This is a genomic window from Bifidobacterium rousetti, from assembly GCF_008698235.1.
Lineage (GTDB): Bacteria > Actinomycetota > Actinomycetes > Actinomycetales > Bifidobacteriaceae > Bifidobacterium > Bifidobacterium rousetti.
The window spans coordinates 122,177-135,361 of the sequence record NZ_PEBH01000007.1 but is presented as its reverse complement, the minus strand read 5'-3'; the positions used below and the strand labels follow the sequence as shown (position 1 = coordinate 135,361).

Annotated in this window: 13 protein-coding genes and 1 tRNA gene; 7 read left to right on the top strand and 7 right to left on the bottom strand. The window is 62.3% G+C overall.

The genetic code is table 11. From position 1 onward, the window contains the following. Positions 1-150: 150 nt before the first annotated feature. Positions 151-582 carry a hypothetical protein gene (locus tag CSQ85_RS08525; protein ID WP_150383695.1) on the bottom strand — a complete coding sequence of 144 codons (432 nt, stop codon included), beginning with the start codon at positions 580-582 and terminating at the stop codon, positions 151-153. 255 nt (positions 583-837) lie between these two features. Here CSQ85_RS08525 and mobC point away from each other — a divergent pair, with 255 nt between their 5' ends. The 7 genes from mobC (at position 838) to CSQ85_RS08490 (ending at position 6,249) form a co-directional block, all read left to right on the top strand. After that, positions 838-1,233: a plasmid mobilization relaxosome protein MobC gene (mobC, locus tag CSQ85_RS08520; protein WP_190972964.1), complete on the top strand. Its 396-nt coding sequence runs from the start codon at positions 838-840 to the stop codon at positions 1,231-1,233. Further along, positions 1,215-2,657 (top strand): relaxase/mobilization nuclease domain-containing protein, encoded by a 1,443-nt coding sequence (locus CSQ85_RS08515; RefSeq protein ID WP_150383693.1) that lies wholly within the window; start codon positions 1,215-1,217, stop codon positions 2,655-2,657. The genes mobC and CSQ85_RS08515 overlap by 19 nt, the downstream gene beginning before the upstream one ends. Positions 2,658-2,687: 30 nt before the next feature. Next, complete coding sequence (locus tag CSQ85_RS08510; protein WP_150383692.1) at positions 2,688-3,605, top strand: DUF3801 domain-containing protein; 918 nt, start codon at positions 2,688-2,690, stop codon at positions 3,603-3,605. Positions 3,606-3,616: 11 nt separating this feature from the next. After that, positions 3,617-3,940, top strand: coding sequence for a hypothetical protein (locus CSQ85_RS08505; RefSeq protein WP_150383691.1), 324 nt, complete (start codon positions 3,617-3,619; stop codon positions 3,938-3,940). Beyond that, positions 3,937-4,335: a hypothetical protein gene (locus CSQ85_RS08500; protein WP_150383690.1), complete on the top strand. Its 399-nt coding sequence runs from the start codon at positions 3,937-3,939 to the stop codon at positions 4,333-4,335. The genes CSQ85_RS08505 and CSQ85_RS08500 overlap by 4 nt, the downstream gene beginning before the upstream one ends. Then, positions 4,332-6,014 carry a VirD4-like conjugal transfer protein, CD1115 family gene (locus tag CSQ85_RS08495; protein WP_150383689.1) on the top strand — a complete coding sequence of 561 codons (1,683 nt, stop codon included), beginning with the start codon at positions 4,332-4,334 and terminating at the stop codon, positions 6,012-6,014. The genes CSQ85_RS08500 and CSQ85_RS08495 overlap by 4 nt, the downstream gene beginning before the upstream one ends. A gap of 162 nt (positions 6,015-6,176) precedes the next feature. Next, positions 6,177-6,249 (top strand) — tRNA-Lys (locus tag CSQ85_RS08490). 183 nt (positions 6,250-6,432) lie between these two features. Here CSQ85_RS08490 and CSQ85_RS08485 read toward each other — a convergent pair. From CSQ85_RS08485 to CSQ85_RS13115, 6 genes are all read right to left on the bottom strand, one after another. Then, on the bottom strand, positions 6,433-7,248 hold the full coding sequence (locus CSQ85_RS08485; RefSeq protein WP_100496521.1) for a hypothetical protein: 816 nt from the start codon (positions 7,246-7,248) through the stop codon (positions 6,433-6,435). Positions 7,249-7,511: 263 nt separating this feature from the next. Next, positions 7,512-8,519, bottom strand: coding sequence for a hypothetical protein (locus tag CSQ85_RS08480; RefSeq protein WP_033494377.1), 1,008 nt, complete (start codon positions 8,517-8,519; stop codon positions 7,512-7,514). Positions 8,520-8,550: 31 nt separating this feature from the next. Further along, positions 8,551-9,096 carry a hypothetical protein gene (locus CSQ85_RS08475; RefSeq protein WP_033494378.1) on the bottom strand — a complete coding sequence of 182 codons (546 nt, stop codon included), beginning with the start codon at positions 9,094-9,096 and terminating at the stop codon, positions 8,551-8,553. 28 nt (positions 9,097-9,124) lie between these two features. Beyond that, entirely contained in the window at positions 9,125-10,444 is a 1,320-nt protein-coding gene (locus CSQ85_RS08470) for a CHAP domain-containing protein (protein ID WP_051923826.1), read from the bottom strand. Further along, positions 10,444-12,804: a VirB4-like conjugal transfer ATPase, CD1110 family gene (locus tag CSQ85_RS08465; protein ID WP_033494423.1), complete on the bottom strand. Its 2,361-nt coding sequence runs from the start codon at positions 12,802-12,804 to the stop codon at positions 10,444-10,446. The genes CSQ85_RS08470 and CSQ85_RS08465 overlap by 1 nt, the downstream gene beginning before the upstream one ends. Before the next feature lie 2 nt (positions 12,805-12,806). Continuing rightward, positions 12,807-13,172 carry a PrgI family protein gene (locus tag CSQ85_RS13115; protein ID WP_033494379.1) on the bottom strand — a complete coding sequence of 122 codons (366 nt, stop codon included), beginning with the start codon at positions 13,170-13,172 and terminating at the stop codon, positions 12,807-12,809. Between the last annotated feature and the right edge of the window lie 13 nt (positions 13,173-13,185).

The following is a 13,185-nucleotide window of genomic DNA, read 5'->3' as shown; positions in this document are numbered from 1 at the left end:
AAATCAACGATTCGCAACATCTGCCGATTTGATTGACATCATGGCCGGCGATCACGGAACAGTATGACGTTGATGCACACGATAAGTCCATGCTGAACGAATGGCATAACAGTTGTCGCCAGTAGTTGATCCATCTAATTGTCATCGCCGTTAGCAATGCGATAAGTAGACATGCTGTGGTCGATCCGACAAATAGTCTATCTGCGTAGGCACTGGTCCAACGGAGGTAACGGACATGGAATCCAGTTGCGATGCTGAGCCAATCGAGGTCGCATTTGCTACGAGCGCCCGTGGTTCCACGTCATCTGCTGTCATATCGACATCGGTCAACGGTTCAAACAATGCGCTGAGTTGCCGCTGCGTGAGTCCGAACTGTTTGCCGATCTCACGGCGCGATACCCCGTAGTCGCGGGTGTAGTCCTGTACGAGCGGTCGCGCGGCGTCCAACGCTCTGGTGAAATCGGTGAGTGCATCGTACAGCGCTGCGGTACGATTCTCCCGTTCCTTGAGCTGTGCCCTGTACTCTTCAAGTGATTTGCGTACCCAGTCGGCGCGTTCCTTACGACGGTTTCCGACGGCCATCCTCGCCTCCTTTGGCTGCGCGCTCGTGCCGCAACGTGATTATCCTTGCGTGACCATCAGCGCTGTGATGATGCGGTTCAATCGCCGGTATCGGCGTTAGGAATCGAGGTTAGTCATGGCATGTTCAGGTGGTGGTCCCGGATTGATTTTTGAGTCAGGTCAGGGAATAGCAAGCATTGCAACCGTACGTACGGTTGCGCGGAATCCCTGCCGGTCATCCGCTGCGGGACACCCGCGACCCGATAGGCGATGGCCATGAGTTGGCAGGACTCGCACCCCAATCGCTGCTGTCGCAAGACGGTCACGTTCACTCCCGACGAGTGGGCTGAGGCGAATCGTTTCTACCAGCGGGTGAAACGGTCGCGCGGCGGAGTCCTGTCGTTCTCGGCCCATGCCCGCGCGCTGCTGATCGACGCGCATACGGTCATGGTCACGGTCGCATTGGATCCCGGCATGGTTCGTGCGGACATGGCGCGTATAGGCAGCAACATCAACCAGATCGCCCGCGTGGCGAACGCGACCGGGCTGATCACGAGCGGCGATGTGGCGCGCGTGCTGGACAGCCAGCGCGAGCTGACGGCGTTGCTGCTGCGCATGTGCCGGGAGCGTGACGAAGCGGTGGAGGCGGTGCGATGGCGGTCGTCAACATGAGTCAAATCACCGTCACCCTGCACAAGGCGATCGCCTACATCACCAATCCCGATAAGACCGAGCAGGGCACTCTGGTCTCAGCGAACTTCAGCGACGATGCGACGAACCCTGCGGAATTGGCGCGGCGCATGATGGACACGGTCGAACAGTCGACCGGCGGGAATCGCGCCAACGGCGTGCTTGCGCATCATGTGATTCAATCGTTCAGCCCGGAGGACAGCCGACGCGTGACCGCGCGGGAATTGCATGAGTTGGGCGTGCGGTTCGCCGACGAGTTCACCGGCGGCGAATACCGGTACGTGATCGCCACGCACGTCGATCGCGGGCACACGCATAACCACATCATCATTTGCGCGACCAGTGACGTGACGTTCCGTAAGATGCGAACCAAACCGGGGGTCACGATAAGCAGATTGCGTGAGATCAGCGACCGTCTGTGCCAGGAAGCCGGACTGGACGTGCTGCCCGAGCTGAAACCTGCGCGAGATCGGCGCCGTCATGGCGTGAGCTTCGCGGAACTGTATGCGTCGGCGAAGGGTGACGCGATCAAAGATCGGATTCGCGCTGCGATCGACACGGCCGCAGGAGCCTCCACCGATTTCGATTCGTTTGTACACGAGTTGAACAGCGCCGGCGTGACGGTCGTCGTGCGCGGCCGGCACTTGACGTTTACGGACATGGCGAGCGGACTGCGGGTGCGCGACGTGAAATTGGGACGCGCCTACGACGAGTTGAACATCATGGCCCGCATCGGCCGGCATACGGTCATGCCGATCAGTTTCAATCGGCGGATGATCGCCGAACGAACTGGCAATGCGATGCGAGTGTGGCTGCCCGGTACGAGACGGCGACTGCTGATTACGGTTCCGCTGACGCGGATCGTGCGCGACGGGGACACGTATCGCGCGTACCTGCCGACGGCATCGCAGCAGGTCGTCACGGGACGGCGAGGGCGTTACGCCAAGCAGGTGCGTGCGGAGGACCTGTACAGGTACTTCTCCCGCCCGCCCACACGGCTGGAGCCCGCTGTGCATGAGCGGATGACGGTCGCGATCGGCAAATCGGATGCGCAGCGCCGCTGGTATGCGATGCAGGCGCGACGACTCGATGAGCTGAACCGGCTGGCGGACGAGTTGAATGCGGCCGGCCGTCTTGCCGCCAGTGGTGCCACGGTGGATGATGCGATCGCCGAAACGACGCGGCGCATCGAGGAGGAGCGGGAAGCGTTTCAGGCGGCGTTGGTCGCGGCCTGCGACACGGACGAAACGGGTGGCGGCGGACCGGTGCCTGACGATGTGGCAGCCGAACTGCGGGAGCGTGAACGCAGACTCGACGAGTTGGCCCGCGAACTGGACACGTTGCGTCGCGTACGCGCTCAGGCTCAACACGTCAAGCAACGGCGGCACATCCGCCAACCCGAATAGACGACGGTTCATACATGGAAAGGATCAACGATGATCGAGGAACGATTGGAAGACACCGGTCGGCAGATCGCTATGGGAGTCAGCCGTGCCGGTGGCGGTCTCGCGCTGCGGGTCGGAGAGAAGACCGCCGGCTGGTTTCTGCGACTGGGCGGGCGCGGCTTGTCGGCGATGCGCGGCGTGATACGGAGAGGCCGCGATACCGGGCGGATGAGCGAGAAACGGTTGCAGCGCCTGGCCGGCGGTGACGTTCACGCGGTCGAGTTGGAGCGGCATCAGGTACGTGCGGTGGTGCGCAGCCTGCGCCGTGCGGGCGTGCGGTATTCGGTGGAGCGTGACGGCCAGTCAACGTGGATTCATTTCGAGGGACGTGATCTCGATCATGTGACGCACGCGGTACGGCGCGCATTGCAGGATGTCGGTTACGAGCTGCGGATCGACGGCCGGCAGCCGGACGGACGACGCGGAAGCGAGAACACTCAGCCGCAGCAGGCAACGGAACCGGACCGGGACGAACCGCAGGAGCCTGCGTCGGCGGAACCCGAGCGATCATCACCAATGCATCGCGATGCCGCTCAGTCGGAATCGCGTGTCCCGACCGCAACGGCCGAGCAGCGTGATGGGGCATCCCCGGCAGTCGCGGCGGAACAATCCACACAGCCGATACCGGACGATGGTCAACTGCAGCAATCCCCGGCCGTATCACCGCTGACCGCACATGGTGCGACTGAGACCGTTGCCGATGAGACCAATCGCCGGGCCGTGCCAGAACCTGCTCCGTCAGAGCCGCGTGCTCCGGTTTCGCCGAAACCTGCTGTGAGATGTGGAGAACGGAAAATCAGCCGGCGCGACACACTCGCGGAACTTCGCAAGCGGATCGAACGCAAGCTCGCCGGCAAGCCAGTGCGGCCGGTTGCAACGCGGAAACCCGACCGCTCTCGGACCAGATAGGAGTTTTCAGGATGGGGACGAAACGATACATGATCGTACGCGGCGAACTCCTCGCCGACCCGGTGTTCACGATCTCCGCCACGGGCGGCGAACTGGTGCGGCTGAGGATCGGCGTGCGCATGCCGAACGGTTTGGCCGAGCCGGTGATCGTGCAGGGCGGCTCCGTGATGCCTGCGTACTGTCGGGAGCAGCGGTTGGAACAAGGCGACCTGATCGTGGCAAGTGGTTGGGCCGATGCCGGCAACACCTCCCATGACATCGCCAACGCCGAAGTTCGGGTGAACGCGGACATGATCGCTGCTTCCACGTCAATGAACTGGAAGGAGCCGGCATGATCGAGTGGAACATGCCGATGACGCTCACACGGCTTGACCGACTGTTGTGCGGGGAGCGTGAGGCATCCAGCATTGAATGGCACGGAACGAACATGCTCGTCATCGATTGTGTGGATAACTTTTGCGAGATGTCGTCTGCATCAGGCGAAACAATGACAGCGAATACGGGCGCCGGTTCATCGAACGGTGGCCGTCGGATCTCAGTCACACCACTCGAAACCGCCGAACCGCTGCCGAATGCGGCGGAGTCTCAGGCCGCATCCCAACCGAATCGGGATGTTGTACCGCTTACCCGTGAGATGGTGCTGGAATCACTAAGGCGGCGCACCAATGAGCGACTACAGCGCAAACAGTCGGAGCAGCGTGCGCGAATAACGGAAGGTACGGTGCGATGAAGCGTTTCCCCGTAATCTGTCTGGCGATATTGTCCTCCTGTCTGCTGTTCTATCTCGGCAATCGCGTGTGCCTGCAAGTGCGCGGCGACATGACGGCCGGCCTGTCCGCCAGCGAGATCATCGACCGGATATTCGTCGGGATAGCGGAGCGCCCGCTGTTTCTGTCCCTGCACCGAGCCGATCTTATTGCCGGACTGGGCACGGTGATTGCGATAGGCCTGATCTGGCTATACCGATGGTCGATGCGCCGCGACCTGCGAGAGGGCGAGGAACACGGTTCGGCCAAGTGGGGCACGCCGGCCGACATCAAACCGTTCCGGCAAAGCGGCCGGCGAGACCTGCTGATGACCGCAACGGAATCACTGGGCATTGATGGACGGGTGACGAAACGCAACCTGAACGTGCTGGCGATCGGCTCGTCCGGTTCCGGCAAGACCCGACGGTATGTGCTGCCGAACCTGCGGCAGGCGAACATGTCGTATGCGATCACCGATCCCAAAGGCGAGATACAGGATGAGGTCGGTGAGCTGCTGCGCGGCAAAGGCTATGCGATCCATTGTCTGAATCTCATCGATCTTGAACGTTCCGACCGGTTCAATCCGATGCGCTACCTCAACCCGGCCGACCCAGAAGCCGGCATCCTGCGTCTGACGGAAAACATCATCACGAACACGGCCGGCGACAACAGGCAGCCCGACAACGGCGACGGGTTCTGGGAACGCGCCGAACGCAACCTGTTGAACGCGCTCATCGCATGGGTGCGGTTCGCCGAGGACGAGCCGGATCTGAACCGGGTCACGGACATGCTCGATCGGATGGAAGCCAGCGAAGCGGACGAAGCCATGCAATCCGACGTGGACCTCATGTTCGACGCGGCGCGCGAACTCGTCGCCGAATACCGTGCAAACCCCGGCCGGCATGACGCAGAATCACGGCAGACGCTGGAAGGCCTGGACTTCGCCGCACGCCAGTACCGCAAATTCCAGCAGGGAGCCGGCGAGACGAAAAAGTCGATCATCATCTCGCTGGGCGTCAGGCTCGCCCCATTGCAAGTCGGTAGCGTGCGACGCATCCTGTCCGGCGACGACATGCGGCTGGATGAGATCGCCTTGCGGCCGACCGCCGTGTTCCTCGCCCTGCCGGACACGGAGAACACGTTCTCGTTCCTCGCGGCGATCCTCTACCAATGCCTGTTCGAGTCCAACGTCTATCAGGCCGACCATGCGAACGCCTCCGACTGTTCGGCGCGGCGATTGCCGGTGCACTGCTTCCTTGACGAGTTTGCGAACGTCGGTCGTATCCCGAACTTCCAGCGGCTCATCGCCACCATCCGCAGCCGCAATATCTCCTGCTCGGTCATCATCCAAAACTACGCTCAAGGCAAGGCCATGTACCGCGACGATTGGGAGACCATCGTCGGCAACTGCGACAGCATGCTCTTCCTCGGCGGCACCGAAACCAGCACGCTCGAATGGGTGTCCAAACGATTGGGCTCCCAGACCATCGACGTCATGGACGACAGCGAAAGCAAGGGCATCAACGGCTCATACACAACGAGCTGGCGGCGCACCAAACGCGAGCTCATGCAACCCGACGAACTCGGCCTGCTGCCCACCGACGAGTGCATCTACATCCTGCGCGGCGTCCGCCCGTTCCGCAGCCACAAGATACCGATGTAATGCGCCCTCGTCGCAGCATGGCAAGCGGCCACGTCAGCAGTGTTTCTTTGATTCTTTGTTTCTTTACATACATAAATACAGAAAAACTACTGGCCGGCACGGAGGTTATCCGCCACGCCGATTTTTGGATTGTCTGGCGGAGGTGTGTATCTTAGTGCTGTTGCCCCTTTAGCTCAACGGTTAGAGCAGCATCCTTTTAAGTTGTGGGTTGTGGGTTCGAATCCCACAGGGGGCACAGTTCAACCCTTGGAAGCCAATGTTTCCAAGGGTTTTTCTGTTTCTGCACGACTCATTGAAAGCAAGAATGCCGGCTCAAGGAGCCGGCATTCCGAAGTCACAGACGGGACTCACCCCGTCCAGGCATATTTAATCGTACCAGAAAAACTGTCTTGAAGAAACCTCTGAGCGGGTGGCTTTGTCACTTGGCAGAAAGGATCGTGTTCAATTCTCTGGCAGCGCGACGTAGCGCCGCCGTATCTATCCAGTTTTGTGTGAACGCGGGGTTGATTGAGTTCAACAGGGACATGGACGTACCGATGATTTTGTTGACATTGCGCGCTTCCTTGTACAGGTTGTCGTAATGCGCTTCGTTGTTTCGTACCCTACGGATGTACTGCAGCCCAAGAGAGGTTTTGATGCGTCCAGTTTCCCCATCAGACGCATAAGGAAAAGCATTCCGAGTGGCTGTCATCCACAGCTCTTGCTGGTCCAAAGTCTTTTCGCTGGTTTCCGGGTTGCCTATCAGCTTAACCCAAGTGCCCCACATCAACTGGGAGAGCACGTCGTCATGGATGACTTCCGCATTAGCACGGTGACTACCACGGCGTACTCGCTGACGAGCATCGGCTCGTGCACGATCATTGGCATCATGAAGTGTTCCTCGGATGAGTCTGTTGACCAGATCCGGGGCGTTGCCCGGAAGACACCAGTCCTGTGATCCTTTTTCCCGGAAGGACAGTTCGCGTAGTTGGCGATCCAGTGTGTTGCGCACAGCAAGCTCCACATAGCCAAGCTGCGAATGGAGTATGCCGGCGAATCGTTGGTTCCACTGGCATAAGGCTATGGCAAGATCAACATCGCCGGCGGCATCATCAAGATAACGTCCAAAACGAGCCTGACCAAGCAGTGCCGCTCCCTCATCAGCCCGATTGCGGCGCTCCAGATCCGTTCCTGAAGAGGTATGGCTGGAGCCATCACTACTTTGCGCATTATCTATTGCGTCGGACCTGACCATATCTGACCTCCAGATTCGATGTGATGATAAATATCAAGGATAGCGTCACCTTCGGCGCCTCCTGCCATGTCCAGATATTGTGACGATCCGCTGGGCAAAGGTAAACCGTCGGCATATCGGGGATATGCCGACGGTCTGGATGGATTAACTTGCGTTGGCGTGGGGTCGGGAATGGCCGCTTGCGTTTGCATGAAACGTGACGGTTGGTGCCGGGTCGGGACGCGGGGTTGCGTTCGCGTTTGCATGTGATCCCGTGCCTGCTGTCAGAGGCTGCCATCCCGGTTGGGTAGGCGATCTGTTTGCTGGCCGGGAACGTTCCACGAGGGTGCTGGCTGCGGCGTGGACGGCTGGTACTGCGGCTGCTGTGGCTGCGTCGGTGCCGTCGCCTGTTGCTGCGTGGACTGTTGCTGTGCGGACTGTCGTTCGCGTTCCTCTTGCTCGCGTTGTTCCCGCTGCCGTTCCGCTTCCTCAGCTTTTGCCTGCTGCGATTCGACCGTCGCGGCAAGGTCGGCGATTTGGCGTACGGCTGCGATGGCATCGGCCAGGTTCTCCTCGGTGACGGTTTTGTCGCGCCATGTGTCGGCAAGCTGATTGAGCCGTGCATGTTCGTCGGATTCCGGCGCTTCGCGCAGCTTGTCGGCTCGGCCGATCGCCTCGCCGAGGGTCTCGGACGTCTGACTGGTCGTGTCGTCTAGCGCCGTAGCGTATGAGGCTTCCAGCTGTTTGGTGAGCGCTTCCATGTGTTCGATGTCCTGATCGTCCATAGCCTGTTCAAGCTGGCTGGGGTCGATTCGATCGGCGATGGGACTGCGCCTGATGCGTTCGAGCAGCGCCTTTGCGACCGTCATTGCATCATGCAGACGTTCTGCTTGCCTACGTTCGTTGTCCGCCTGCGTCGGTTGTTGGATAGTCGGTGCGACATGATTCGTCGCGGTGATGACGCGAACGCCCGCGATCATGCCGCCGACCAGCAGCAGCGCGGCCAATCCGACCACCGCCGGTTTGACGGCGTTTTCCGGCAATCGTGGCGCGAACCGACCGCTGTCGGCACCGGGATACCCGTCATCGTTCTCGTCATCGTTGCGGTCATGGCATCCGTCCGGTCCGAGGTTCAGAGGCATGGCATCGGCGGCATTATGAGCGATGTTGGCCGTGGAGCCTTCGCATCGTCGCGGCGGAGCATCCATACCGAGGACTTGGGTCGCGCCCGGATCTTCGTCATCGATGGCGGGGAAGCTGGACGGGCCGAGATTAAACGGTACGTCGGTCATGATCTTGTTCCTTTCCGTGACGCGTGGCCGGTTACAGGGCGTCGGTGTCGGGAACGTAGGCGCGTTCCCTGTCGTGGCTGATGATCTTGCTGGCCTTGTAGCCGTCACGGTCGAAGTCCGCGTAGTAGACCTCCCAGATCACGCCGGACTCGGTCTCGACCACGCATGCGGCCGCGTCGTCGTTGATGGCGACCTTCACGTAGCCGTTGCCAAGCGAACCGGCGTCGTCGTGGCGTATGCGTTCGACCGGTATCTGCAGGCCTTCCGCGTCCTCGGTGAACAGGTCGCTCAGGTTCCGGTCGCGGTCGTCCCGGTCGGAAACGTACGCCTGCACGGCGAGCGGCGCCATCAGCACGCACGCTTCGTCCGTGCGGTAGACGTCGATCCTCTGCCCGTTGACCGTCGTATCCGATTTCGGTTCGACCGTCCGGTTTTGATCGTTGCGCACGACGATCGGGGCGACCGTATGCCGTGCGGGCATGAGCGTGCGCAGACATGCCGCTCCGAGCAGGATGACTGGAATGAGCGCGACCGTGACAATGATGATCAGATTGCGTTTGGGGTCTCGATTGTTCATGGATGCTCCTTTGCATGATGTGGTTCGGTCAGTGGATGAAGTCGATGTTCGCCCGGTTGTCCGCGAGCTGCTGCGCGGTGAGCGTGCGCAGGGTGACGCGGGCTGCTGCGGCGCCGCTTTCGGAGATGATGATGTCGCCGTCTTCGTTGACTTCCTCGACGATGGCGACGTGCCCGTAGTAGTCGTCGGCGCCGAGCGTGCCCGCTTGGAAGACCATGACGTCTCCGGGGCGGGGAGCCTTGTCGATCGGATAACCGAACCGTTCGGCGCTGGCACGCCACATGTGCCCGTCGCCCATCCACGGGTCGACGGGCTTGCCGATCTGCTCGCGTCGGGACGCGCCCCACCATGTGCACTGCCAGCGCTCGTACGAGACGATTTCGGGCAGGTTCATCGCGTCCACGTTCACGGCCGAATCGTCGCCGTTCATGACCAATGGCGGTTCCAGCGAGCCGATCACGCTGCCGGTGACGGAACAGTCGCCGCCGGCGCAGCCCTGCTGCGTGGCGTTGAAGCCGGGCAGCCATGACAGGAGCGCCATGAGCGTCGCGAGCACCATGATCGCGGCCGTCGCCAATAGGAACACCGGCATGCCGACCGCGCCCGTCACGGCCGAAACGACGGATGCCATGATCCTGCGCGCGCCGTCGACGGCCGCCCGCATGAGATTGGACAAGCCGTCCGCCGCCTTCGCCACTCCCTTGGCGGTATTTCTGGTGCCACGCGTCGCGGAACCCGTGGAGCCGGGCGTGAATCTGGACAATGGCGACGCGAAACGTATGCCTCCGGCCGTTCCGTGCGCCGTGTTCCCCGCACGGCGCATCCCGCCTGTTGTTCCGGATTGCGCGAGCCGGCGTGCGACGCCGCGGGTGCTGCCGGGCGGCGTGCTCAGCGTGGCAGTGGGGCTCGGAGCCGTGCCGGATGACGACGTGACAGGCGTATGACGAGCCGGACCGTTCATGATCGGCCCGCCGTCTGCCGGTTCCGCGAAGACATCCAAGGTCGGTTCGGCATCGGCGATATCGTTCAATGGCTCCGTCGTGGTCGTCGGTCGCCGAACATGTTGCCCGCCGCGTCTGCCGGTGTTTGGTACAAGTCGGCCGGCGGAACGCAGCCCTTGCCCGACATCAAGGATCGCGTCAGCCGGGTCGATACCGTTTTCCTCATGCTCGTCCGTTGTCTCTGTCGCGGTTTGCATGGTGTTGCGGCCGAGCGCGGCGGCGTCGCCGGCGAGCCTGACCGTGGTCGAGCGCAGTCGGCCCGTCAGTCCTTCGCCTTCGCGGATGCGGCCGGTGTATGAGGTGAGCTTGCCGGCGGTGCCGGTCCGAGGGTCCATGAGTTCGACCATCAGGTCTCCCCGAATTTCGTGGTGAACAGCCGGTAGAGCGTGGAATCGGTCGGGATGCGCCCGTCGAACGGGATGAACGCCTCACCGGCCTTGAGCAGGCCCTCGCCGGGGCGTGCGCCGCCCAACCGTTCCTTCAGTTCGGGCGACAGATGCCACATGTCGGCCAGTTTCGCCGCGTCGGTGGGCGTCTGGTTCATGAGCAGCAGGAACGCGGAGTTGGCGAGCATGAACCGCGCCTCCTTGCTGGCGAGCAGTTCCTCGATGTTCTGGGTGACGCCGGTCATGCCGAGACCCCATTTGCGGGCGCGTTTGAACATGTCGAGGAACTGTTCGGACGCGTACCTGTTGGAGAACATGCGGTGGAACTCGTCCACATAGATCCAGGTGCGCCGGTCCGCTTTCCGGTTGCGGGCGACCTGGTTCCACAGATGGTCGAGAACGACCATCATCCCGAACGTCTTCAATTCGCCTTCCAACGCGGCCACGTCGAACACGGTGAACCGGTTGGACGTGTCCACGGTGGTCTGGCCGGCGAAGCCCGACAGGCTGCCGAGCGTATACGATTCGAGGCTCAGCGCCAGCCCCCGCGCCTCCGGCTCGCTGCTGGCCACGAGCCTGCGATGCAGGTCGGCCAAGGTGGGTTGCGGCAGGGAGGGATTGTTGCGGTATTCGCGGTACAGCCCCAGTGTGCACCGGTCCACGATGGAGCGTTCCGCGGCGTTCAGCCCGTCGGAGCCGCCGATGAGCGCGCCGATCATGGAGATGACCGCGTTCGCCTTCGTGCGGATCGGGTCGCCGTCCAGTGTGGCGTCGAGCGTGATGTCCATCGGGTTGATGCGGTCGGCGGAACCGGCGCTGACGATCACCCTCGCGCCGTGCAGCGCCTCGCACAGGGGCGCGTACTCATGTTCGGGGTCGACGATGATCAGATCGTCGTCGGGCCGTGACAGGAACAAGGCGGTCATTTCGGCCTTCGCGGCCTGCGATTTGCCGCTTCCGGTGGTGCCGAGCACGAACCCGTTCGCGTTGATCGTGGTGCGGGTGCGGTCGACCATGAGCGCGTTGCCGCTGCGCGCGTTGACCCCATAGAACACGCCTTGCTCGTCCATGATCTCCTGATTCGTGAAAGGCATCATGATCGCTGCGCTGCTCGTGGTCAGCGTGCGTCGCATCGGCAGCGGGTTCACGCCCAACGGCAGGCTTGCGTTCAACCCGTCGAGCTGCATGCAGGCGAGGGTTTCGGCCGTGCAGGAGAGCTTGCGGCAGGCGGCGAGCACGTCCTTGACCCGCTGGTCAAGCAGCGGGCGTGTGGGGGCCGAGACCGTGACCGCCGCCAGCGCCTCCACGAGCCGTTCGTTCGACCGGCGCATCTCGTCGCGAAGATTATGCGCCTCCTCCAACGAGTCGCGCAGGTCGGCGGGCAGTTCGTCGGCGGGAATGTGCCGGCGCATGTTCCTGCGGCGCTCCTCCAGGCGTTGCATGTCCATTTCGGCGATCTTGCGGTCCACCAGTTCCGCGCCGACGCTGCGATCGTACGGCGCGAGATGAATCGACACCGTGCCTTCGGTCTTCAAACCGGTCAGTTCGGCGATCAGCCGGTCGGACATGATCGGCGGGAAGTCGCGTATCCACAACGTCGAGCGCAGCGTGTCGCCCGCGGCGTTCGACAGTCGCAATACGCGCGCGTCCGTCGCGTCCACGCACCACGGCGTGACGAAGTCCTTCGACGTGGCGCGGCCGGATTCGACCAGCTTGTCGTCGTAGCGGAACGGTTCGCCCGGACGCAGCAGCAGGGCCAGCAGGCGCAGTCGTTCGCCTCGGCCGAGCGGCGTGATCTTGCATCCGTCCAACGTGGAAAGCTGGCTTTCGGACGTTTTGACAAGTCGGTTCAGCGTGGCCTGCGCGCGTTCCGGGTCCTCTTCCGTGATCGTGATCGTCAGGTATTTGTCGGTGACCGCGTTGCGGGAGCGTTCTCCGAGCTTGGCGAGCATGATCCGGTTCGATTCCGCGCGCAGCGCGTCGAACGGGCCGCCGTCCAATCGCATACCGACCATCGACATCACGTCATGGGCGTCGAGCGTGCGCGTCACGCAGGTGACCTGCAGCCGGGTGGAGCCGTCGAACGTGTTCAGGAACTCCGCCCACGCGTTGATGAGCTGCGCCTGCCGTTCGCGCGTGGCCGTCTCATAGTTGATGTCGGACATGCGCACGGTCACGCTCCACCGGTCGTCGCCCAGATACGCGATCCCGTTGGAGAGCATCGCCTCGTAGCCGATCAGCTCCTTCGCCGTGCGATACCCTCGCTCCCGCCGCCGGCGAATCCTGCGCCCCTGCCTGTCTGCCGGTTTGCGTCGTGCCATGATCATCCGTCCTTTCGTTCGCGTATGGCCTTCCTGCCTCGTTTTCGCTCCCGTCGGCGAGGCCGTGCGGGCCCGTCGATGAAATACCGTTGCTGTCCGAACCGGCATGCGATCACGTATCCGAACCAGACCTCCGGTTTCAGCCCCTTCGGGCGCAGCCAACCCCATGCGGCCAACGGCAGGTTCACGAGGAACACCACGTACTGGCCTATGTCGGGGAGCCCGAGCAGGCGCCAGAACACGAGCCACACGCCCGTCGACAGGCAGCCCATCATCGCGGCCGCGGCGAGCTGCCGCCAGCTCATGCCCCACATGACCCGCGCCTCGGTGGCCGTGATCTCCTTGTAGATCCTGATCTCCAACGCCATCGCCGCCGCCTTC